Origin of the sequence: Streptomyces sp. NPDC056835 (assembly GCF_042789485.1) — a bacterium.
Lineage (GTDB): Bacteria > Actinomycetota > Actinomycetes > Streptomycetales > Streptomycetaceae > Streptomyces.
In genome coordinates this window covers 123350-144503 of record NZ_JBHUBB010000017.1, presented here as the reverse complement: position 1 = coordinate 144503, position 21154 = coordinate 123350, and the positions used below count along the sequence as shown (strand labels likewise).

Below are 21154 nucleotides of genomic sequence, written 5' to 3'. Positions count from 1 at the left end.
TGCTCTGTCGAGAACACCGTACGCCCCGTCTCCGGGGCCACCTCTGTGGGCCGGGACGGTGCCGGGCCACAATAGAGGGCGGATACACCTGGGCCGCTACAGCATGGACGGAGAGTTCGCCACGAACACCGACCCGACCGCCCGCTGGTCTCTGGTCATCCCCCTCAAACCGCTCCGGCTGGCCAAGAGCAGGCTCGCGGTGACAGCGGGCGACGCCCTGCGCCCGCGGCTCGCCCTGGCGTTCGCGCAGGACACCGTGGCTGCCGCGCTGGCCAGCCCCGTCGTCCGGGATGTGGTGGTCGTCACGGACGACCCGACGGCGAGTGCGGAACTGGCCGAGCTGGGGGCGCGCATCGTGCCGGACGCCCCGGCGAACGGTCTCAACGCGGCGCTGGCGCATGGCGCGCGGGCCGTCAGGGCGGTCAGGCCACGGGCGGCCGTGGCCGCGCTCAACGCGGATCTGCCGGCGCTGCGGCCCGCGGAACTGGCGCGGGTGCTCTCCGCCGCGGACGCATTTCCGCGCGCCTTTCTCGCGGACGCCGCGGAAATCGGTACGACATTGCTGACGGCCGCGCCGGGTGCCGAATTGAATCCGGCTTTCGGCGGTCCCTCCCGGCATCGGCATTTGTCCTCGGGCGCGGTGGAAATAGTCCTGGCCGGGGTCGATTCCGTACGTCGGGACGTGGACACGGGCGATGATCTGCGGGCGGCGGTGGCGCTGGGCCTGGGCCCGTACACGGCCCGGGGGTACGCACCGCGCGGCCCCCTGCCCACGCCCCGGCCGGGGAGCTGAGGACGGCCTCCGCGGGCCGGCGGAGGACCGCTACGCTGCGGTTATGCAGGCGACCTCGTACACATACGATTCCGAGACCCGCGCCGGGAGTGTGCTGCTGGACGACGGCACCCCGGTGGAGTTCGACGCGGCCGCCTTCGACGCCGGCGGGCTGCGGCTGCTGCGGCCCGGACAGCGCGTCCGGATCGAGACCGAGGGCGAGGGCGCGTCCCTCAGGATCACGCTGGTGACGCTCCAGACGCTCTGACGCGTCCCGGCCTGCGCCTCTCCCGTACCTCCCGTACCCCGCACAACGCCTGCCCCGTACAACGCCGCGGGCCGGGCTCCCCGAGGGGAGCCCGGCCCGGCGCGTGTGGCCCTGTGCCGCTTCCTGCCTACTTCTTCCTGGCGGCGGTCTTCTTCGCGGTGGTGGTGCGCGCGGTGGCCTTTCGCGCGGGGGCCTTCTTGGCGGTCGTCTTCTTGGCCGGCGCGGTCTTGTTCGCGGTGGCCTTCTTGGCCGCGGCCGTCTTGGCCGTCTTCTTCGCCGGCGCGGCCTTCTTCGCGGTGGCCTTCTTGGCCGAGGTCTTCTTCGCGGCGGTCTTCTTGGCCGCGGTGACCTTCTTGGCCACGGTCTTGCGGGCCGCCGCGGTCTTGGCGGTGGCCTTCTTGGCCGCGGCCTTCACGGTCGTACGGGCGGAAACGCCGCCCGAGAGGCTGCCCTTGGGTGCCTTCTTGACGGCCACATCGTTCTTCGGGAGCTTCTTCGAGCCGCTGACCAGGTCCTTGAAGCCCTGCCCCGCGCGGAACCGCGGCACCGAGGTCTTCTTGACCCGGACGCGCTCACCGGTCTGCGGGTTACGGGCGTAACGGGCCGGGCGGTCGACCTTCTCGAACGAGCCGAATCCGGTGACCGAGACCCGGTCTCCGGCGACCACCGCGCGGACGATCGCGTCGAGTACCGCGTCCACCGCGTCCGCGGCCTGCTGACGACCGCCGACCTTGTCCGCAATCGCTTCTACGAGCTGCGCCTTGTTCACGTCTTCCCCTTCGGAGACATTGCCAGAACGAAAGTGTTCAAGCTTTTTCGCACGTTAGGCAGATATATACCGCAAATCAAACACGAAACGGGCTAATCACCCTAGTGCCGCAACGAAGTCGACCTGGCGGAGATCCGCGGAGGTCAGTCGCCTTCCGGAAATCGACCCTCGTCCAGGTCCTTCATCAAGCGGTCCAGACGACGTGCCGCATCCGGGAGATCATGTTTCGCCGCGGCCGTGATGACCAGCAGCTTCCGGGAGAGCGCCATCCGTACGCCATCCGGGACTTGCAGTGCACGCACCTTCGCGTGCGCTTCTTTGAGTTGTTCGGCGACTAACCCGTAGAGCTTGAGTTGGCTGTCGCGTTCCATGCACCGATTGTGCCATCTGGGGCGAGTTGTCGCCCGACGGGGGCTCAACAAGCAACTGCACCCCCTGCCGGGAGGCAGGGGGTGCAGTAGGGGAAAAGCGCTGCTCAGGCGGTAATTGTACGCGGTTTGAAGGACGGCCTCGCGGCCTCGTACGCGGCGATGTCCGCTTCGTTCTGAAGGGTGAGGCTGATGTCGTCGAGCCCGTTCAGCAACCTCCAGCGGGCGTTCTCGTCAAGCTCGAAATCAGCCGTCAGCGTTGCTCCGTCGGGGGAGGTCGCCCGCACCTGGCGCCGCTCCAGGTCCACGGCGACCTCCGCCGTGGGCTCGCTCTCCGCGATCGCCCAGAGGGCGTCCACGACCGGCTGCTCCAGAACCACGGTCAGCAGACCGTTCTTGAGCGAGTTGCCGCGGAAGATATCGGCGAACCGGGAGGAGATGACGGCCTTGAAACCGAAGTTCTGCAGGGCCCAGACGGCGTGTTCACGGGACGATCCGGTACCGAAGTCCGGTCCCGCGACCAGCACCGTCGCCCCCGCGTACGCGGGACGGTTGAGGACGAACTCGGGGTCCTTGCGCCAGGCCTCGAAGAGCCCGTCCTCGAAGCCGTCGCGGGTGACCTTCTTGAGCCAGTGGGCCGGGATGATCTGGTCGGTGTCCACGTTGCTGCGGCGCAGCGGTACGGCCCGGCCGGTGTGGGTGGTGAAGGCTTCCATGGTTATCGCGCTCCAGCGGGCGTACGGGCGCCGGCATCGGTGTCGGACAGATCGGCGGGCGAGGCCAGATGACCCAGCACGGCGGTGGCGGCGGCTACCTGGGGAGAGACCAGGTGGGTACGGCCTCCCTTGCCCTGCCGGCCCTCGAAGTTGCGGTTGGAGGTGGACGCGGAGCGCTCGCCGGGGGCGAGTTGGTCGGGGTTCATGCCCAGACACATCGAGCAGCCCGCGTGCCGCCACTCCGCTCCCGCGGCGGTGAAGACCTTGTCCAGGCCCTCTTCGACGGCCTGGAGGGCGACCCGTACCGAGCCGGGTACCACCAGCATCCGTACGCCGTCGGCGACTTTGCGGCCGTCGAGCAGCGAGGCCGCCGAGCGCAGGTCCTCGATACGGCCGTTGGTGCAGGAGCCTACGAAGACGGTGTCGACCCTGATGTCACGCAGCGCCTGCCCGGCGGTCAACCCCATGTATTCCAGGGCCTTTTCGGCGGCGTGGCGCTCCGAGGCGTCCTCATACGAGGCCGGGTCGGGGACGTTCGCGGAGAGCGGGGCTCCCTGGCCGGGGTTGGTGCCCCAGGTGACGAACGGGGCCAGTTCCGCGGCGTCGATGAAGACCTCGGCGTCGAAGACCGCGTCGTCGTCGGTGCGCAGGGTCCCCCAGTAGGCGACCGCCGCGTCCCAGTCCGCGCCCTCGGGGGCGTGGTCGCGCCCCTTGAGATATTCGAAGGTGGTCTCGTCGGGGGCGATCATGCCCGCCCTGGCGCCGGCTTCGATGGACATGTTGCAGATGGTCATCCGCGCTTCCATCGAGAGTTTCTCGATGGCGGAGCCCCGGTATTCGAGGATGTAGCCCTGGCCGCCGCCGGTGCCGATCCTGGCGATGATCGCGAGGATCAGGTCCTTGGCGGTGACCTCGGCGGGCAGTTCGCCCTCGATCGTGATCGCCATGGTCTTGGGACGGGCCAGCGGCAGCGTCTGGGTGGCCAGGACATGCTCGACCTGGCTGGTGCCGATGCCGAACGCCAGCGCGCCGAAGGCGCCGTGGGTGGAGGTGTGGCTGTCGCCGCAGACCACGGTGGTGCCGGGCTGGGTGAGCCCCAACTGCGGCCCCACGACATGGACGACGCCCTGCTCGACATCGCCGAGCGGGTGCAGCCGTACGCCGAAGTCGGCGCAGTTCTTACGCAGCGTCTCCAACTGCACACGGGAGACCGGGTCCGCGATGGGCTTGTCGATGTCGAGGGTCGGGGTGTTGTGGTCCTCGGTCGCGATGGTGAGGTCGAGCCGCCGGACCTTCCGGTCGCTCATACGCAGACCGTCGAACGCCTGGGGGCTGGTCACCTCGTGCAGCAGGTGCAGATCGATGAAGAGGAGGTCGGGCTCGCCCTCTGCGCGCCGGACGACGTGATCGTCCCAGACCTTCTCCGCGAGTGTCCTACCCATCGCTTTCCCTCCGACCGGCTCTCTCAGCCGGCGCTCCTAGAGATATGTGGGCCCACGTCCGTTCCCCACGCGTCGGACGTCGACTGGAGACCCGTCGGTCCGCGGGCCCGTACATACAGGTTGACAAGTTCCCTGGGAAATTGAACTTGCGTTTCACAGAGTGAGACGCGAGTATCGTTTCATGGACAACTCTAGCGGCGTCGGCGTTCTCGACAAGGCTGCTCTGGTATTGAGCGCCCTGGAGTCCGGTCCGGCCACCCTCGCCGGACTGGTCGCGGCGACCGGGCTCGCACGGCCCACGGCACACAGACTGGCCGTGGCACTGGAACATCACCGGCTGGTGGCGAGGGACATGCAGGGCCGGTTCATTCTCGGCCCGCGGCTGGCCGAGCTGGCCGCCGCGGCCGGCGAGGACCGTCTGCTGGCCACGGCCGGACCCGTACTCACACATCTGCGGGACATGACCGGCGAGAGCGCGCAGCTCTACCGACGCCAGGGCGACATGCGGATATGCGTGGCGGCGGCGGAGCGGCTATCCGGACTGCGGGACACGGTGCCGGTGGGCTCCACTCTCACGATGAAGGCGGGCTCCTCGGCGCAGATCCTGATGGCCTGGGAGGAGCCCGAGCGGCTGCACCGCGGTCTCCAGGGGGCCAGGTTCACGGCGACGGCGCTGTCGGGCGTACGGCGCAGGGGCTGGGCCCAGTCGATCGGTGAGCGCGAGCCGGGCGTGGCCTCGGTCTCCGCGCCGGTACGGGGGCCCTCCAACCGCGTGGTCGCGGCGGTCTCGGTATCCGGACCGATCGAGCGGCTCACCAGGCACCCGGGCCGGATGCACGCCCAGGCCGTGATAGACGCGGCGGGCCGGCTGAGCGAGGCCCTGCGCCGCAGCGGCTGATCCGCCGCCCTCACGTCCCCGGGGCGCGTCCCTTCCCGTACGCCCCCGTCGCACTCCCCGTTACGCACGTTCCACCGCTATGTACGTTCCACTGCCCGCTTCCACCGGCAGGCCGCTCCAGCGCCGCAGCGGCCGGGCCGGTATCACCGGACCAACAGGCGCTTCGGCGGCGGCGGTTGACCATGCGGTGGTGATGGCGATGGACAGCGGAAAGGCCCTCCCGCGAACGGAAGGGCCTTCTCGTACTGCCGATGTACCCCCGACCGGATTCGAACCGGCGCTACTGCCGTGAGAGGGCAGCGTGCTAGGCCGCTACACAACGGGGGCATGGACCGAAGTCCAGCTGGGCTACCAGGACTCGAACCTAGAACAACGGAACCAGAAACCGTCGTGTTGCCAATTACACCATAGCCCATTGGTGGTTTAGACCAGTACCCCCGACCGGATTCGAACCGGCGCTACTGCCGTGAGAGGGCAGCGTGCTAGGCCGCTACACAACGGGGGCCCTAGCGATCCTGCATCGACGTATCCGGGTGCGACCCGAAGACATCGGAGAGAAGGATCTGTACCCCCGACCGGATTCGAACCGGCGCTACTGCCGTGAGAGGGCAGCGTGCTAGGCCGCTACACAACGGGGGCGTTGCAGAAAAACATCTGCGCTGGGCTACCAGGACTCGAACCTAGACTAACGGAACCAGAAACCGTCGTGCTGCCAATTACACCATAGCCCACCAAAACTGAACCCCCATGCGGGGGTTTGTCTGGCTTGCGTCTCCCGGTCGGACCTTTCGGTCTTCTTGGGCGGCGCAGGAAGAACATTACCCGATCGCGGACAGCGCTCCAAAACGGGTATCGCCGCGCAGCAGGCCGGGAAGCTGGCCGAGATCGGTGATCCTCACCAGCTCGGGACGCCCGCCGATGCCGCCCCGGTCCAGCCAGACCCCGGCGAGCCCCGCGGCCACCGCGCCGCCGGCGTCGATGTCCGGCTCGTTGCCCACGTAGGCCACCTCCCGGGGGTCCAGCGCCAGCGCGGCACAGGCGGCGTGGAAGGCGGCGGCGTCGGGCTTGGAGACTCCCAGCTCGGCCGCGCACAGCACGGCCTCGAAGTGGTCCCGTACCCCCAGGACACGGAGCTTGCGGTCCTGATTGCGGAAGCTGGAGTTCGACAGGACGGCCTGCCGGTAGTCGGCGGCCAGCCCGTCCAGCACGGCGAGGCTGTCGGGGAACAGCGACCAGGCGGACTCGAAGTGAACGATGTACCGCTCGAACCAGGCGTCCGCCTCCGCGTCGCTCAGCTCGGCCCCGAGGAACATCCGTACGCGGTCGCGCCGCTGCCCGGGGAAGTCCGTCTCTCCTGCGGCGAACCGCTCCCAGTTCAGATCGGTGATCTCCCGCCAACGCCCGAGGGCCCGGTCGACCGTGGGAAATCGGTCGGCCAGGCCCTCGGCGGCGAGATGAGTCCGCATGCCGGCGCGGTCCGCGCTGGTGTAGTCGAAGAGGGTGTCGTCGATGTCCCAGAGGACGGCACGTAGGGGCATAACCCCGACGGTACCCCGCGACGGCTCCTCCGGGCGGGGTTCTGGGGCGATCCCCCCGCGCCCGAACCCGAACCCGTCCCTGTTCCCTGTCCCTGTCCCTGTCCCTGTCCCTGCCCCTGTCCTCAGGACGTCAGCTTCGCGAGCGCCGCGTCGATCCGTGACAGGGTGCGCTCGCGGCCCAGGATCTCCAGGGACTCGAAGAGCGGCAGGCCCACCGTGCGGCCCGTGACCGCGACGCGGACCGGGGCCTGGGCCTTGCCCAGCTTGAGACCGTGCTCCTCGCCCGCCGCGAGCACCGCGTTCTTGAGCGCTTCGGTGTTCCACTCCGCCTCGGCGATCTTCGTACGGGCCGTGGCCAGCAGCGCGTCCGCACCCGGCTTCATCGCCTTCGTCCAGGACGCCTCGTCCTCCACGGGCGCGTCGAGGAAGAGGAAGTCGACATTGGCGGTGATGTCCGAGAGCACCGTGACGCGGGTCTGCGCCAGCGGGGCCAGCGCCTCGAAGGCCGTGGCGTCGAAGGACTCCGGCGCCCAGGGCGCGTGCGGGGCCCTCAGCCAGGGACCACACGCCTCGATGAACGTCTTCACATCCAGCAGCCGGATGTGGTCGGCGTTGATCGCCTCGGCCTTCTTCAGGTCGAAGCGGGCCGGATTGGCGTTGACGTCCGCGATGTCGAACGCGGCGACCATCTCCTCCATCGAGAAGATGTCGCGGTCCGCGGCGAGTGACCAGCCGAGCAGCGAGAGGTAGTTGAGCAGCCCCTCGGGCAGGAAGCCGCGCTCGCGGTAGAGGTTGAGGGACGCCTGCGGATCGCGCTTGGAGAGCTTCTTGTTGCCCTCGCCCATGACATACGGGAGGTGCCCGAACGCCGGGATCTCCTTCGCGATGCCCAGCTCGATCAGCGCCTTGTAGAGCGCGACCTGGCGCGGGGTGGAGGAGAGCAGGTCCTCGCCGCGCAGGACGTGGGTGATCTCCATCAGCGCGTCGTCGACCGGGTTGACGAGCGTGTAGAGCGGGGCGCCGTTGGCACGCACGATGCCGTAGTCCGGGACGTTCTCCGGGGTGAAGGTCAGCTCACCGCGGACCAGGTCCGTGAAGGTGATCGGCTCGTCGGGCATCCGGAAGCGGACGATGGAGGTCCGGCCCTCGGCCTCGTACGCCGCCTTCCGCTCCGCGGTCAGATCACGGCAGTGGCCGTCGTACCCCGAGGGCCGGCCGGCCGCACGGGCCGCCTCGCGGCGCGCGTCCAGCTCCTCGGTGGTGCAGTAGCAGTGGTACGCGTGGCCCGCGGCGAGCAGCTTCCCGGCCGCGTCGCGGTAGATGTCCATCCGCTGCGACTGGCGGTACGGCGCGTGCGGCCCGCCGATCTCGGGGCCCTCGTCCCAGTCGAGCCCCAGCCAGCGCATCGAGTCGAGCAGCTGCGCGTACGACTCCTCGGAGTCGCGCGCCGCGTCGGTGTCCTCGATGCGGAAGACCATGGTGCCGCCGCTGTGGCGGGCGAACGCCCAGTTGAACAGGGCGGTGCGGACCAGTCCCACATGGGGGTTACCGGTCGGCGAGGGACAGAAACGTACACGGACGGGTCCGTTAGCCACGCTTGATCACCTTGTTGGTGAGAGTGCCGATGCCTTCGATGGTGACGGCGACCTCGTCGCCGACGCTGAGGGGGCCGACCCCGGCGGGGGTGCCCGTGAGGATGACGTCGCCCGGGAGCAGCGTCATGGCCTCGGAGATGTGGACGATCACGTCCTCGATCGAGCGGATCATCTCGCTCGTCCGGCCCAGTTGGCGCTGCTCGCCGTTGACCGTGCACTGGAGGGTGAGGTCGGAGGGGTCGAGGTCGGTCTCCACCCAGGGGCCGAGCGGGCACGAGGTGTCGAAGCCCTTGGCGCGGGACCACTGGTTCTCGGCGCGCTGGGCGTCACGGGCCGTGACGTCGTTGGCGCAGGTGTAGCCGAAGATGACGTCCTTCACGCGCTCGCGCGGGACCTCGCGGCACATCCGGCCGATGACGACGGCGAGTTCGGCCTCGTAGTGGACCTCCTGTGAGAAGGAGGGGTACTCGATGGCGTCGCCGGTGCCGATCAGCGCGGTGGTCGGCTTGAGGAAGACGACGGGGACTTCCGGTACGGCGTTGCCCAGTTCGGCCGCGTGATCGGCGTAGTTGCGGCCGATGCCAAGGATCTTGTTGCCGATCACGGGCGGCAGGAGGCGGACCTTGCTCAGCGGGACCTTGGTGCCGGAGAGCTCGAAGTCGGCGTACGGAATGCCCTTGATGATGTCGAGGACGAGGCCGGCGGGGTCGCCGCTGGCGTCGCCCTCGACCGCGCCGAAGGCGACATTGCCGTCGATGGAGAATCTGGCGATGCGCACGGGATGCTGTCGCCCCTCACTCTTGCTGGCTGGTCTGGAGACTGACGCTCCAGGCTAGCGCGGCGGCACGCGGTGCCGCCCTCGCGCCCGAGCCACGCCGGGGAGGGGGTGAGGAGGCTGACAGAAATGGATCACCCGGATTCGGGCCCGGCGGGAACCTACTGGGCGACCGGCGCGTCCATGAGGGTCGTACGGCGGGGGTTGGCGGTCCGGTTCGGCAGCTCGACAGGGTGCTCCGGGTGCTCGACGGGGACCAGTTCCTCGGCGTCCTTCAGGTGCGCCAGCGTGGTGCGCCGGGGGTTGGCGGTGGTGCGGAAGATCATCGTCGTCTTCATCTCTGCTGTCAGACCCTGTCGGTAGAACGGGCGCCGGGGCGCCGCTTGTCGGATATGCCATCCCTGTAAAGCGTCAGGCTAAACACCCGATTCCCCGCCGGGGCCGGCATCCAACGGCGATCACCATGTGAGTTTGCTCACGACTCGCCGGGCATTTCCCGCATTACGGGCGGGGTTCAATGATCGAAGAAACGGACAATGCGTTACTGAACGTTACATTCCGCTCCTGATCATGAGGACTGGGACACCCCCCACCCGTAAGTGGCTCGTCAATAAAAGTCCCTTTCCTCCACGAACCCTTTCTACGGCTTGTGATGCGCCGCTCACACCGTGTCATTCACGTCACAGGGCCCCCGTCTGCCCTTGTTGGAGATCCTGCACTGTGCTGGAATTCCCCCCACCGCCGCGGGTTTACAAGTACCGGCGCGCAAGGGCGCAACGCAGCGCCGAGTGGCGGTGGGGAAGGGGAGCAAGCGCCGGTCACTCACGACCACCATGGGGAGCGCTCAGCGCCCCACGACGCCGACACCGTCCCGCCGTTCGCGGGGGGACGCCTGGTCCAGAGGTTGCGACGCTAGTGCAGGGACGTTTCAAGAGGGATAGCAGCGCTGCGGCGGAGCAGGAGTCCCGTGGCGGAACCGACCGCGGCTCCTCGCCCCAGCACACCCAGAACCCGGGTCCGGCATCGTCGGGCGAGACCGGCGGCCGGGCCGGACGCCCCGGGACAACTCCGGGCGGCGCCGGGTCCCCGGCCACGCCTCCGTCAGCTCCCAAGGCGGCGGCACCGACTGACGCGGGGTCACGAATAGCGCTGCGCAACTGGCGCATCAGCACGCGCCTGGTGGCGCTGCTCACCCTCCCCGTGGTCGCGGCCACCACCCTGGGTGGACTCCGGATCAACGAGTCGCTGAACGACATGCAGCAGCTGGAGCACATGCAGCTGCTCACCAAGATGACCAAGGAGGCGACCAGCCTGGCCGCCGCGCTCCAGTTGGAGCGTGACGAGTCGGCGGGTCCGCTCAACAACGGCGTCAACCCCAAGGACTTCAAGGTCCAGGACCGCCGTACGGCGACCGACCGCGCGAAGAAGGCGTTCCTCGGTGCCACGGTCGACATCGGCAACACCGACGGTGACCAGGCGCTGGAGAGCATCCGCTCCAACGTCAACCAGATCGCCACCCAGGTCAACAAGATCAGCGAAATCCGCGAGGGCGCCTACACGTCCGACGCGCACTCGCTGACGGTCGACGCGTACAGCGGACTGATCGACTCGCTGCTGAGCCTCTCGCAGGACATGGCGCAGGCGACCAGCAACCCGGACATGATCAAGCGGACCCGCGCGCTGGCCGCGTTCTCGTCCGCCAAGGAGTACGCGTCCATCCAGCGGGCGATCATCGCCGCCGCGCTGCCGGCCAACCCGAAGACCAAGGGCAAGCTCACCGAGAACGACCGTCTCTACGGTCTGGCCGCGGCGACCAAGGAGAAGAACGCCCTCACCTCCTTCAGCCGGCTGTACGAGTCGATGGGCGGCGACGCCGAAGAGCTGATGGCTCCGCTCAACGGCCAGGGCAACCCGGAGATCCAGGCGTCCGAGAAGTACGCGGACCGTGCCCTCGCCACCTCCGACGGGCTCCAGACGCAGCCCAACCGCTCGTATCTGGACTGGACGGACCAGGCGTCTACGCGGATCGACGCGATGAAGACCATCGAGGCCACGCTGCTGGGCGAGATGGAGGGCAAGGCCCGCGAGCTGCGCGCCAGTTCGCAGCAGGACGCGATCATCAACGCCGCCGTGATCCTGCTGGTGCTCGGGGTCTCGCTGGTCGGCGCCTTCGTGGTGGCCCGCTCCATGATCCGCTCGCTGCGCCGGCTCCAGGACACCGCGACGCGGGTCGCCCAGGAGCGGCTGCCCGAGCTGGTCAAGCAGCTCTCCGACTCGGACCCGCAGGATGTCGACACCTCGGTCGAGTCGGTCGGTGTGCACTCCAAGGACGAGATCGGAAAGGTCGCCGCGGCCTTCGACGACGTGCACCGCGAGGCGGTCAGGCTCGCCGCCGAGCAGGCCCTCCTGCGAGGCAACGTCAACGCGATGTTCACCAACCTCTCGCGCCGCAGCCAGGGCCTCATCCAGCGCCAGCTGTCCCTCATCTCCGAGCTGGAGTCCCGCGAGGCCGACCCGGACCAGCTCTCCTCGCTGTTCAAGCTCGACCACCTCGCGACCCGTATGCGCCGTAACGGTGAGAACCTTCTCGTCCTCGCGGGCGAGGAGCCGGGCCGCCGCTGGACCCGCCCCGTCCCGCTGGTCGACGTGCTCCGTGCCGCCGCCTCCGAGGTGGAGCAGTACGAGCGCATCGAACTGGCCTCGGTTCCCACGACCGAGGTCGCGGGCCGGGTCGTCAACGACCTCGTACACCTCCTCGCCGAGCTGCTGGAGAACGCCACGTCGTTCTCCAGCCCGCAGACGAAGGTCCGGGTCACCGGTCACGCGCTGCCCGACGGGCGGGTGCTCGTCGAGATCCACGACACCGGTATCGGCCTCTCGCCCGAGGACCTCGCGGCGATCAACGAACGGCTCGCCTCGCCGCCCACCGTGGATGTCTCGGTCTCGCGCCGCATGGGTCTGTTCGTGGTCGGCCGGCTCTCCCTGCGTCACGGCATCCGGATCCAGCTGCGCCCCTCCGACTCGGGCGGTACGACCGCGCTGGTCATGCTGCCGGTCGACGTCGCCCACGGCGGCAAGAAGGGCCCGGTGGGCCGGCCGGGCGCGGGCGTCGGTCCCGGTGGCCAGAACGGCGCGGGCCAGGTTCCCGCCGGTACGGGCGGCCAGTTGACCGGTGCTCCCGGTACCGCCGGTGGCGGCCGCCCCGGTGTGAGTAACGGATCCGGCGGCGGGCTGCTCGGCGCGGGTGCGCCGCGCGGTCAGGTGAGCGCCGGTACGGGCCCGCGCGCCGCGCTGCCGTCCCGCGACGGCGCTCAGGGCGGAGCGCAGGGCGGCTCCCAGGGCGGTGGATCACGGGATCCGCAGCGTCAGGGGTCCGGTCAGCCCAGTGTCTTCAGCCAGAACGCCTTCGGCGCGCCTCCCCAGAATGGTCCCGGCGGTCCCGGCCAGGGCGGTCAGGGACAAGGACTGGGCCAGGGACAGGGCCGTAAGGACGACCGTCCCGGCGCGCCGAGCGGCCCGAACAGCGGGCAGGACCAAGGGATCCGGGCCGGCCAGAGCGGTCAGAACGGCTTCAGCGGCCACGCCCAGAACGCCTTCCAGCAGGGTCAGCAGGGCGGCGCCCCCGACCGCGGCCGGCAGCTCCCGCCGCCCGGCGGACCGCGCGCCGAACTGCCCGGCGGCAACCCTCAGCCCCAGCGCCCGCAGACGACGAGTTGGGGCAGCGAGCAGCAGGCCGTCCCGCCGCGCGCCTCGCTGGACACCCCGCGCGGCCACGAGGAGCACGAGTCCACGGGCCAGTTCGCCAGGCCGACGGCCGAGCGGCAGGGCCCGGGTTCCACGGCGGAGTTCCAGCGGCCGGACTTCAACGGGCCCCGGCCCGACCAGGATCCGGCGCAGCGCGGTGGCCCGCGGGATGTGGCGTCCACGGCCGCGTTCCCCCGTCCGGACTTCAACGCGCCGGCCCCGGCGGGCTACGGCTCCGGGGAGTACGGCGTCCCGCAGGGCCAGGACGCGCACTCCGAATTCCGCCCGCAGGCGGAGTACCCCTCGGCGCAGTACCCGCCGTCCGAGTACGGCGCTCCGCAGCAGGGCTTCAACGCCCCGAGGCCCCCGGCGCCGGCTCCGGCGCCCGGTTCCGAGGGCGGCTACCGCCCGCCGAGCCTGCCGCCGCAGCCACAGCCGGAGGCGCTGCCCCCGGCCGGTCCCGGTGATGGCCGTACCCCGCTGTACGACACGCTGGAGACCAACTGGTTCCACGGCGCGCAGCAGGGCGGCGGACAGCAGCCGCAGGACCGCGGTCCGGCCGAGCGCTCTCCCGTACCGCCCGCGCAGCAGCGCGAACCGATGCCGCGGCGCGAGCCCGTCAACGGTCCGGGGCCGGGCGGCCAGGGCACCAACGGCTCCGGTTTCCAGCCGTCCGGCACCAACGGCTCCGGTTTCCAGCCGTCCGGCACGAACGGTTCCGGTTTCCAGCCGTCCGGCACGAACGGTTCCGGCACCCATGGCGTCGGCGTCACTTCCTCCTGGCGTACATCGCCCAACGACGAGCTGGTACGCCAGGCCGAGCGGGTCAAAAAGCCCCAGGCCGGCGGCATCACCACCTCCGGTCTGCCCCGCCGGGTCCCGCGTGCCAATCTGGTGCCGGGGACCGCGCAGGAACAGAACAACCAGGCCGGTCCGCAGGTCTCGCGTGCGCCGGCCGACGTACGTGGCCGGCTGACCAATCTCCGCCGGGGTATCCAGCAAGGTCGTCAGGCGGGCAACACCGGCCCGGCGAACAACGGCTTCAACCTCGGCACCTCTCACCAGCAGGAGCGTTAGTTGAGTCCGATGAGTCAGGCTGCGCAGAATCTGAACTGGTTGATCACCAACTTCGTGGACAACACCCCTGGGGTGTCCCACACGGTCGTGGTCTCCGCCGACGGACTTCTGCTGGCCATGTCCGAGGGCTTCCCCCGCGACCGCGCCGATCAGCTCGCGGCCGTGGCGTCCGGTCTGACCTCGCTCACCGCGGGGGCTTCCCGGATCTTCGAAGGCGGCCCGGTCAACCAGACCGTGGTCGAGATGGAGCGCGGCTTCCTCTTCCTCATGTCCGTCTCCGACGGTTCCTCCCTGGCCGTGCTCGCACACCCCGAGTGCGACATCGGTCTGGTGGGGTACGAAATGGCCCTCCTGGTCGACCGCGCCGGTACGGTCCTCACCCCGGACCTGCGCGCTGAGCTCCAGGGAAGCCTGTTGCACTGAGGCTCCCGAGGACTGCCCCAGCCCCATCACCGTCAGGTCGCCAACCGGCCCCCCACCGGCCAAGTCAGACGGCACGCAGACATCCTGCTGTCACGCCCGGAGGATTCATGACCCCGCCACCCGCCTCTCACGATCCGTACGGCGCCTCGGTCGACGCGTCGTACGGTCCTGAAGGCGATCAGCCGCTGGTACGTCCGTACGCCATGACCGGCGGCCGGACCAGGCCGCGGTACCAGCTCGCCATCGAGGCGCTGGTCAGTACGACAGCAGACCCGGCGCATCTCGCCACCCTGCTCCCCGAGCACCAGCGGATCTGCCACCTGTGCCGTGAGGTCAAGTCGGTGGCCGAGGTGTCGGCCCTGCTGACGATGCCGCTGGGCGTCGCGCGCATTCTCGTGGCCGACCTGGCGGAAGCGGGCATGGTCGCGATCCATCAGCCGGGTAACGGAGAGGCCGGCGGCACGCCGGATGTGACACTGCTCGAAAGGGTGCTCAGTGGACTTCGCAAGCTCTAGCGGCGGAGCGGCCCGCTCAACCACCAGCGCGAAGATCGTGGTGGCGGGCGGCTTCGGCGTGGGCAAGACCACGTTCGTCGGCGCCGTCTCGGAGATCAACCCGCTGCGTACCGAAGCCGTCATGACCAGCGCCTCCGCGGGCATCGACGACCTCACCCACACCGGAGACAAGACCACCACCACCGTGGCCATGGACTTCGGCCGCATCACCCTCGACCAAGACCTCATCCTCTACCTCTTCGGCACCCCCGGACAGGACCGCTTCTGGTTCATGTGGGACGACCTCGTACGCGGCGCCATCGGCGCCGTCGTCCTCGTCGACACCCGCCGCCTCGCCGACTGCTTCCCCGCCGTCGACTACTTCGAAAACTCAGGACTCCCCTTCGTCATCGCCCTCAACGGCTTCGACGGACACCAGCCCTACACCCCCGACGAAGTACGCGAAGCACTCCAGATCGGCCCCGACACCCCCATCATCACCACCGACGCCCGCCACCGCGCCGACGCCAAAAGCGGACTCATCACCCTCGTCGAACACGCCCTCATGGCCCGACTCAAGTAGACGGCCGAATACGGTAGTTGGCGTAGAGGTTGCGAGAGGCGGGCTATGTCCTTCGACACGGCCCGCCTCCATGTTCATAACATTTCGACAGAGAATTCACGGTCTCCGGACACCCGACGCACTCGTCCGGTGCCGCTGCGCTCACATCAGCCCCGCCTTTTGACGGGGCTCGCTCTTTATGCCCGTTTTATGTGAGGCTTGTACCACTCGGAATGGCTGATTCCTGCTGTTTGGAATGGGACCCTTCCCCGTGCTGGAATTCGACAACTCCCGAGTAGTACGGCCCTGAACAGAACACGGCACAAAAGTAGGTGCCGACGCCGAGAGGTTGTTGGTCGAGTGAGGCGAAGCAAGACGAGCTCCGCGGAGCAGCAGGCGCGGGGCAACTTCACCCCGCCGCCGCGCGCAGCGGTGCCGCCTGCGGTCGCTACCGGCTCTCCGCCCGTGGCGGGCAGCTCCAGCCGGTTCTCGCCGCGCAACTGGCGCGTACCCACGCGACTGAACGCCATTCTGCTCGTCCCCGTGCTGGTCGGCCTCGTGATGGGCGGCTTTCAGGTCAAGGGGTCCATAGACACCTGGCAGGAAGCACAGGACGCCGAGAAGACGGCGCTCGTCGTACGGGCCGCCGCGGAGTACGGCCAGGCACTGCTCAATGAGCGCGACCTCACCGCGCAGCCCCTGCTGACCAGCAAGCGCGACGCCCAGAGCGTCGTCCAGGCCCACGCGGCCACGGACGCCGCGAAGAGGAAGTTCGACGTGGCGGTGCGGGACATGCCCGCGAAGCAGGGCCTGGAGCGCCGTCTCAGCCTGTTCCGCGGCGAAGAGCCCAAGCTGGAGAACATCCGGAAGACCGCGTACACCGCGGGCGTCGAGACCCCGGACAAGAACGGCGACAACGGCGGACCCGTGGCGACCGAGGAGGGCTATGTGCTGGTGCAGCACTCCCTCATGGAGTTCGCCAACGAACTGGGGCTCGGCACCGGCAACATCACCAGTTACGGCCGTACCGTCTACGCGATCCAGCTCGCCAAGGCCGCCGAATCGCTCCAGCGCTCCATCGGGATGCATCTGCTGGTCAGGCCGAGCCAGAAGGACGACGTCAGGAACGGCCAGACGGTCGCGTTCTCCTCGTACGCGTATCTGGAGGACATCGCCGTCGCCGAGTATGTCTCCGGCGGCACCGCGGAGGACACCGTCAGGCTCCAGGACGTGATGAGGGAGCAGGCGGCGGCCGGGGCGCGCGAGCTCGCCACCGCGCAGCAGCAGGCCATGGCCGCCGGCCAGGACTTCAAGGCGCCGCCGAGCAAGGACGGTTCGGTCCTGGACGGCATGGTGGCCGCCATCGCCACCGGGGACAGCCCCGAGCGGCTCGCGGCGCGTGGGGTCACGCCGGAGACCTGGATGGCCGCCTCCACCGCCAAGTTCGACGGCTACACGGTGATCGAGAAGGATCTCGTCGACAAGGCCGTCGCCGACGCCGCGCAGATCTCGGACAACGCGAGGAACGACGCCGTCATCAACGGCGCCGTCGTGGTCCTCGCGCTGCTGGCCGCGTTCATCCTGGCGGGCATGATGGCCCGGCAGATGAGCCGTTCGATGCGCGAGCTGCGTACCGCCGCGTTCGGGATCGCCGAGCAGCGGCTGCCGATGCTGGTCGACCAGCTCTCCCGGGCCGAGCCCGGCCGGGTCGACACCCGGGTCCAGCCCATCCCGATCGATTCGCGCGACGAGATCGGCGAGGTCGCCCGCGCCTTCGACCAGGTCCACCGCGAGGCGGTCAGGCTCGCCGCCGAGCAGGCCATGCTCCGCGGCAACGTCAACGCGATCTTCACGAACCTCTCGCGCCGCAACCAGTCGCTGATCGAGGGCCAGTTGTCGCTGATCTCCGATCTGGAGAACAACGAGGGCGACCCGGACCAGCTGGAGAACCTCTTCAAGCTGGACCATCTGGCGACCCGTATGCGGCGCAACGGCGAGAATCTGCTCGTCCTCGCGGGCGAGGAGCCGGGCCGCCGCTGGAACCAGCCGGTGCCGCTGGTGGACGTGCTCCGCGCCGCCTCCTCCGAGGTGGAGTCGTACGAGCGCATCGAGCTGTCCGGCGTACCCGAGACCGAGATCCACGGCCAGTCCGTGACCGACCTCGTGCATCTGCTGGCCGAGCTGCTGGAGAACGCCACCACGTTCTCCTCGCCGCAGACGAAGGTACGGGTCACCGCGACCCGGCTGCCCGACGGCCGCGTGATGATCGAGATCCACGACAAGGGCATCGGTCTGACCGCCGAGGACTTCGCGGACATCAACCACAAGCTGGCCAACCCGCCGACCGTGGACGCCGCCGTCTCCCAGCGGATGGGGCTCTTCGTGGTTGGCCGGCTCGCCGACCGGCACGGTATCCGCGTCCAGTTGCGCCCCTCGGGCGAGCAGGCGGGAACGACCTCGCTGGTCATGCTCCCCGACGCGATCACGCACGGCGGCGGTGGCGGCGAACCGGCCGCGGCCGACGACTTCACCGTCTCGCAGATCATCCCCGACCAGCCGGCGGCGCCGCTGGAGGAGCAGGTCTTCCCGACCGCTCCGATGCTGACCGCCGCCGAACTGGGCTTCGACGACTCCCGCTACGACGAGCAGCGGCCGGCGGCGGGCGACTCCCGCACGCTGGACCCCGTCAACCGCACGCTGCGGCGCGACGAGCGGCGGGCCGCGCTGGGCGGTGCGCAGGGCGCCCAGCGGCCGCTCTTCACCGACCAGGTCGACGGCCAGTACCGCGAGGAGGTCGACGGCCGGTACGCGCCTCAGCAGGGGTCGTACGATCCCGGCTACGCGGCGCGGCCGGAGGAGAGCGGGACGGCGTACGGGAGCGGCGGCTACGAGGAGTACCGCGCGCCCGACGCGTACCAGGGGCAGCAGGCTTATCCGGAGGCGTCGTACCAGCCTCCGCAGAGCCCCGAGGGAACATATGAGAACGCCTTCGGCGCACAGCCCCACCAGGAAGAGTGGCCCGCTCAGAGCGGCTACCCGGCTGCCTACGAGCCCGAGTCGCGGACCGAAACGGAATCTGCCGGGGGCGCTCCCGAGAAGGCCCGGGAACGCGTAGGCTTCGACCGTCCCGGCCCTTCCCCGAGCGCGAGCCACGCGCTGACGGATGCGGGCCTGCCGCGCCGGGGGAGCAACCAGCAACCGCAGGAGTGGGGGCCCACCGGTCAGGACGAAGGACAGACCGGCCGGACCGGCCAGGTGGCAGGGACCCCGCCGCTCGGCGGCGGGAGCGGCGGCCAGAGCAACGCGCTGAGCAACGGCCAGGGCAACGCGCTGAGCAACGGGCACGGCGACGGCAACAGCGCGGTCAGCGGTGGCGGGAGCGGCGACGGCGGCGGTAGCGGCCGGAGCGAGGCGGCCGGCTCCGAGGACTGGCGTTCCACGAACGACGACCGCTGGCAGCGGGCCGAGAAGCTGCGCGAGCCCAAAGCCGGCGGAGTCACCTCGTCAGGTCTCCCCCGTCGCGTACCCAAGGCCAATCTGGTCGAGGGAGCGGCGGAGCAGACCCCGCAGAGCGGTACCCAGGTTTCCCGCGCCCCTGAGGACATTCGTGGCAGGTTGAGCAACCTGCGACGCGGTGTCCAGCGGGGACGCAACGCGGGAGCGGACACGAACGGACCGGGCCACGGCCCGGGCAGTACCTACAACCAGGAGCGTTAGTGTGAGCCCGATGAGCCAGGCGGCGCAGAATCTGAACTGGTTGATCACCAACTTTGTGGACAACACCCCTGGGGTGTCCCACACCGTGGTGGTCTCCGCCGACGGACTCCTGCTGGCCATGTCCGAAGGTTTCCCCCGCGACCGCGCCGATCAGCTCGCGGCCGTGGCGTCCGGTCTGACCTCGCTCACCGCGGGGGCTTCCCGGATCTTCGAGGGGGGCGCCGTCAACCAGACCGTGGTCGAGATGGAGCGCGGCTTCCTCTTCCTGATGTCCATCTCGGACGGTTCCTCACTGGCCGTCCTCGCCCACCCGGAGGCCGATATCGGCCTGGTGGGCTACGAGATGGCGCTGCTGGTCGACCGCGCGGGCACGGTCCTCACCCCGGACCTCCGCGCCGAGCTCCAGGGAAGTCTGCTCAACTGACAGACAGTGCGCTGCCCGCCGCCGCACCATTAAGGTTCGGTGGCGCGGATTCCACAGGTCCGTCAACATAGGGCCCGGCGACCGGCAGTCGGAGGAGGAAACGTGGCTACACCCCCAGGCGGACATCCTTATGACGATGGCCCGCGGTCCCCGGGTGAGCATGCCCGGAACCGCTTCAACTTTCCCTCCACGCCGAGCAGCCAGGTCGGCCAGGGGGGCAAGGACGATGCGCGCCCACCACAACGCGCACCACGACAGCAGCCCTATCCCCCACCGCAGCAGCCGTACGAGCAGCCGCGGCGGCCTCGCATCCAGCCGGTGCAGCCGCGGCACTCGCCGGAGCCAGAACCCATGGGCACACACAATCCGTTGGTGCGCCCGTACGCCATGACCGGCGGCCGGACCAGGCCGCGATACCAGCTCGCCATCGAGGCGCTGGTCAGTACGACAGCAGACCCGTCCCAGTTGCACGGGCAGTTGCCCGAGCATCAGCGGATCTGCCAACTGTGTTTCGAGATCAAATCGGTCGCCGAGATTTCGGCGCTCCTCTCCATCCCCCTCGGCGTGGCCCGGATCCTCGTAGCCGACCTGGCGGAGGCGGGACTTGTCGCCATCCATCAGCCCGGCGGCGACGAGGCCGTCGGGGGCCAGCCAGACGTGACACTGCTCGAAAGGGTGCTCAGTGGACTTCGCAAGCTCTAGCGGCGGTGCAGCCCGCTCAACCACCAGCGCGAAGATCGTGGTGGCGGGCGGCTTCGGCGTGGGCAAGACCACGTTCGTCGGCGCCGTCTCGGAGATCAACCCGCTGCGTACCGAAGCCGTCATGACCAGCGCCTCCGCGGGCATCGACGACCTCACCCACACCGGAGACAAGACCACCACCACCGTGGCCATGGACTTCGGCCGCATCACCCTCGACCAAGACCTCATCCTCTACCTCTTCGGCACCCCCGGACAGGACCGCTTCTGGTTCATGTGGGACGACCTCGTACGCGGCGCCATCGGCGCCGTCGTCCTCGTCGACACCCGCCGCCTCGCCGACTGCTTCCCCGCCGTCGACTACTTCGAAAACTCAGGACTCCCCTTCGTCATCGCCCTCAACGGCTTCGACGGACACCAGCCCTACACCCCCGACGAAGTACGCGAAGCACTCCAGATCGGCCCCGACACCCCCATCATCACCACCGACGCCCGCCACCGCGCCGACGCCAAAAGCGGACTCATCACCCTCGTCGAACACGCCCTCATGGCCCGACTCCGGTAACCGTGGCAGTCATACGAAGGCCCCCGCACTCGTGAGAGTGCGGGGGCCTTCGTCGGTGGCGTGTGTCAGCGCCGTGTGCTACGGGGGTGCTCAGCCCTGCCAGCTGTGCGGGGCGCGGAAGCCGGGCGTGCGCTCCAGACGGCGCCAGCCGGCGGTGGAGCGGCCCCGGTGGGTCGGGGTCTCGGGTTGCGCGGCGGCGCGGGCCATCAGCACCGCCGTGATGGCGGCCAGCTCCTCGGGGCCGGCCTGGCCCTTCTCGACGCGCAGCAGGGATTCGTTCGTGGGATCGCTCATGGAGTCGTGTCTCC

Annotated in this window: 20 protein-coding genes and 5 tRNA genes; 11 read left to right on the top strand and 14 right to left on the bottom strand. The window is 69.5% G+C overall.

Translation table 11 applies throughout. The annotated features are described in order from the left end of the window. Window positions 1-103 precede the first annotated feature (103 nt). Together cofC and ACFRMN_RS21030 are read left to right on the top strand one after the other, a co-directional pair. A complete protein-coding gene (gene cofC / locus ACFRMN_RS21035) occupies window positions 104-793 on the top strand; it encodes a 2-phospho-L-lactate guanylyltransferase (RefSeq protein WP_383021663.1) in 690 nt (229 codons plus the stop codon). 43 nt (window positions 794-836) lie between these two features. Beyond that, window positions 837-1040: a hypothetical protein gene (locus ACFRMN_RS21030; RefSeq protein ID WP_249953755.1), complete on the top strand. Its 204-nt coding sequence runs from the start codon at window positions 837-839 to the stop codon at window positions 1038-1040. Window positions 1041-1167: 127 nt separating this feature from the next. Here the strand turns inward: ACFRMN_RS21030 and ACFRMN_RS21025 are convergent, their stop codons facing one another. From ACFRMN_RS21025 to leuC, 4 genes are all read right to left on the bottom strand, one after another. Further along, the gene (locus ACFRMN_RS21025; RefSeq protein ID WP_383021660.1) at window positions 1168-1809 is read right to left on the bottom strand and encodes an HU family DNA-binding protein; all 642 of its coding nucleotides are present in this window, start codon (window positions 1807-1809) and stop codon (window positions 1168-1170) included. Window positions 1810-1952: 143 nt separating this feature from the next. Next, window positions 1953-2180, bottom strand: coding sequence for a hypothetical protein (locus tag ACFRMN_RS21020; RefSeq protein WP_030351786.1), 228 nt, complete (start codon window positions 2178-2180; stop codon window positions 1953-1955). Window positions 2181-2284: 104 nt separating this feature from the next. Continuing rightward, on the bottom strand, window positions 2285-2893 hold the full coding sequence (gene leuD, locus ACFRMN_RS21015; protein ID WP_383021657.1) for a 3-isopropylmalate dehydratase small subunit: 609 nt from the start codon (window positions 2891-2893) through the stop codon (window positions 2285-2287). A gap of 2 nt (window positions 2894-2895) precedes the next feature. Beyond that, window positions 2896-4335 carry a 3-isopropylmalate dehydratase large subunit gene (gene leuC, locus ACFRMN_RS21010; protein WP_383021655.1) on the bottom strand — a complete coding sequence of 480 codons (1440 nt, stop codon included), beginning with the start codon at window positions 4333-4335 and terminating at the stop codon, window positions 2896-2898. A gap of 181 nt (window positions 4336-4516) precedes the next feature. Between leuC and ndgR the strand changes: the two genes are divergently transcribed. Continuing rightward, window positions 4517-5233 (top strand): IclR family transcriptional regulator NdgR, encoded by a 717-nt coding sequence (gene ndgR / locus ACFRMN_RS21005; protein ID WP_030351789.1) that lies wholly within the window; start codon window positions 4517-4519, stop codon window positions 5231-5233. A gap of 254 nt (window positions 5234-5487) precedes the next feature. Here ndgR and ACFRMN_RS21000 read toward each other — a convergent pair. From ACFRMN_RS21000 to ACFRMN_RS20960, 9 genes are all read right to left on the bottom strand, one after another. Next, window positions 5488-5560, bottom strand: a tRNA-Glu gene (locus ACFRMN_RS21000). Window positions 5561-5576: 16 nt separating this feature from the next. Then, window positions 5577-5648, bottom strand: a tRNA-Gln gene (locus ACFRMN_RS20995). Between the two features lie 17 nt (window positions 5649-5665). Beyond that, a tRNA-Glu gene (locus tag ACFRMN_RS20990) sits at window positions 5666-5738 on the bottom strand. Between the two features lie 61 nt (window positions 5739-5799). Next, window positions 5800-5872: transfer RNA gene (locus ACFRMN_RS20985), tRNA-Glu, on the bottom strand. 20 nt (window positions 5873-5892) lie between these two features. Further along, window positions 5893-5964, bottom strand: a tRNA-Gln gene (locus ACFRMN_RS20980). Window positions 5965-6051: 87 nt separating this feature from the next. Continuing rightward, window positions 6052-6771: an HAD family hydrolase gene (locus ACFRMN_RS20975; RefSeq protein WP_383021652.1), complete on the bottom strand. Its 720-nt coding sequence runs from the start codon at window positions 6769-6771 to the stop codon at window positions 6052-6054. Window positions 6772-6893: 122 nt separating this feature from the next. Further along, on the bottom strand, window positions 6894-8366 hold the full coding sequence (gltX, locus tag ACFRMN_RS20970; protein WP_383021650.1) for a glutamate--tRNA ligase: 1473 nt from the start codon (window positions 8364-8366) through the stop codon (window positions 6894-6896). Continuing rightward, window positions 8359-9144, bottom strand: a complete 786-nt coding sequence (locus ACFRMN_RS20965; RefSeq protein ID WP_383021647.1) for a fumarylacetoacetate hydrolase family protein — start codon at window positions 9142-9144, stop codon at window positions 8359-8361. Before ACFRMN_RS20965 ends, gltX begins: the two co-directional genes overlap by 8 nt. Before the next feature lie 158 nt (window positions 9145-9302). Then, a complete protein-coding gene (locus tag ACFRMN_RS20960) occupies window positions 9303-9479 on the bottom strand; it encodes a hypothetical protein (RefSeq protein ID WP_383021644.1) in 177 nt (58 codons plus the stop codon). Between the two features lie 577 nt (window positions 9480-10056). Here ACFRMN_RS20960 and ACFRMN_RS20955 point away from each other — a divergent pair. The 8 genes from ACFRMN_RS20955 to ACFRMN_RS20920 all read left to right on the top strand — a co-directional run bounded on the left by ACFRMN_RS20955 (window position 10057) and on the right by ACFRMN_RS20920 (window position 20846). Continuing rightward, complete coding sequence (locus ACFRMN_RS20955; RefSeq protein ID WP_383021642.1) at window positions 10057-13962, top strand: nitrate- and nitrite sensing domain-containing protein; 3906 nt, start codon at window positions 10057-10059, stop codon at window positions 13960-13962. A 9-nt stretch (window positions 13963-13971) separates the two neighbouring features. Then, the gene (locus ACFRMN_RS20950; protein ID WP_030351794.1) at window positions 13972-14385 is read left to right on the top strand and encodes a roadblock/LC7 domain-containing protein; all 414 of its coding nucleotides are present in this window, start codon (window positions 13972-13974) and stop codon (window positions 14383-14385) included. A gap of 107 nt (window positions 14386-14492) precedes the next feature. After that, window positions 14493-14900, top strand: a complete 408-nt coding sequence (locus ACFRMN_RS20945) for a DUF742 domain-containing protein (RefSeq protein WP_030351795.1) — start codon at window positions 14493-14495, stop codon at window positions 14898-14900. Beyond that, the gene (locus tag ACFRMN_RS20940; RefSeq protein ID WP_189282429.1) at window positions 14881-15462 is read left to right on the top strand and encodes an ATP/GTP-binding protein; all 582 of its coding nucleotides are present in this window, start codon (window positions 14881-14883) and stop codon (window positions 15460-15462) included. The genes ACFRMN_RS20945 and ACFRMN_RS20940 overlap by 20 nt, the downstream gene beginning before the upstream one ends. A gap of 339 nt (window positions 15463-15801) precedes the next feature. Beyond that, window positions 15802-19158, top strand: coding sequence for a nitrate- and nitrite sensing domain-containing protein (locus tag ACFRMN_RS20935; protein ID WP_383021639.1), 3357 nt, complete (start codon window positions 15802-15804; stop codon window positions 19156-19158). A gap of 10 nt (window positions 19159-19168) precedes the next feature. Next, a complete protein-coding gene (locus ACFRMN_RS20930) occupies window positions 19169-19582 on the top strand; it encodes a roadblock/LC7 domain-containing protein (protein WP_010984131.1) in 414 nt (137 codons plus the stop codon). A 102-nt stretch (window positions 19583-19684) separates the two neighbouring features. Continuing rightward, window positions 19685-20284 (top strand): DUF742 domain-containing protein, encoded by a 600-nt coding sequence (locus tag ACFRMN_RS20925; protein ID WP_383021638.1) that lies wholly within the window; start codon window positions 19685-19687, stop codon window positions 20282-20284. Further along, window positions 20265-20846 (top strand): ATP/GTP-binding protein, encoded by a 582-nt coding sequence (locus ACFRMN_RS20920; RefSeq protein ID WP_031229389.1) that lies wholly within the window; start codon window positions 20265-20267, stop codon window positions 20844-20846. The genes ACFRMN_RS20925 and ACFRMN_RS20920 overlap by 20 nt, the downstream gene beginning before the upstream one ends. 90 nt (window positions 20847-20936) lie before the next feature. Here the strand turns inward: ACFRMN_RS20920 and ACFRMN_RS20915 are convergent, their stop codons facing one another. Further along, window positions 20937-21140, bottom strand: coding sequence for an acyl-CoA carboxylase subunit epsilon (locus ACFRMN_RS20915; RefSeq protein ID WP_383021635.1), 204 nt, complete (start codon window positions 21138-21140; stop codon window positions 20937-20939). Window positions 21141-21154 lie beyond the last annotated feature (14 nt).

Bases quoted from the DNA above. Each gene is read 5' to 3' on its own strand.
- cofC (WP_383021663.1), top strand. From the start codon at position 104: ATGGACGGAGAGTTCGCCACGAACACCGACCCGACCGCCCGCTGGTCT.
- ACFRMN_RS21030 (WP_249953755.1), top strand. From the start codon at position 837: ATGCAGGCGACCTCGTACACATACGATTCCGAGACCCGCGCCGGGAGT.
- ACFRMN_RS21020 (WP_030351786.1), bottom strand. From the start codon at position 2,180: ATGGAACGCGACAGCCAACTCAAGCTCTACGGGTTAGTCGCCGAACAA.
- leuD (WP_383021657.1), bottom strand. From the start codon at position 2,893: ATGGAAGCCTTCACCACCCACACCGGCCGGGCCGTACCGCTGCGCCGC.
- leuC (WP_383021655.1), bottom strand. From the start codon at position 4,335: ATGGGTAGGACACTCGCGGAGAAGGTCTGGGACGATCACGTCGTCCGG.
- ndgR (WP_030351789.1), top strand. From the start codon at position 4,517: ATGGACAACTCTAGCGGCGTCGGCGTTCTCGACAAGGCTGCTCTGGTA.
- ACFRMN_RS20975 (WP_383021652.1), bottom strand. From the start codon at position 6,771: ATGCCCCTACGTGCCGTCCTCTGGGACATCGACGACACCCTCTTCGAC.
- ACFRMN_RS20960 (WP_383021644.1), bottom strand. From the start codon at position 9,479: ATGAAGACGACGATGATCTTCCGCACCACCGCCAACCCCCGGCGCACC.
- ACFRMN_RS20950 (WP_030351794.1), top strand. From the start codon at position 13,972: ATGAGTCAGGCTGCGCAGAATCTGAACTGGTTGATCACCAACTTCGTG.
- ACFRMN_RS20945 (WP_030351795.1), top strand. From the start codon at position 14,493: ATGACCCCGCCACCCGCCTCTCACGATCCGTACGGCGCCTCGGTCGAC.
- ACFRMN_RS20930 (WP_010984131.1), top strand. From the start codon at position 19,169: ATGAGCCAGGCGGCGCAGAATCTGAACTGGTTGATCACCAACTTTGTG.
- ACFRMN_RS20915 (WP_383021635.1), bottom strand. From the start codon at position 21,140: ATGAGCGATCCCACGAACGAATCCCTGCTGCGCGTCGAGAAGGGCCAG.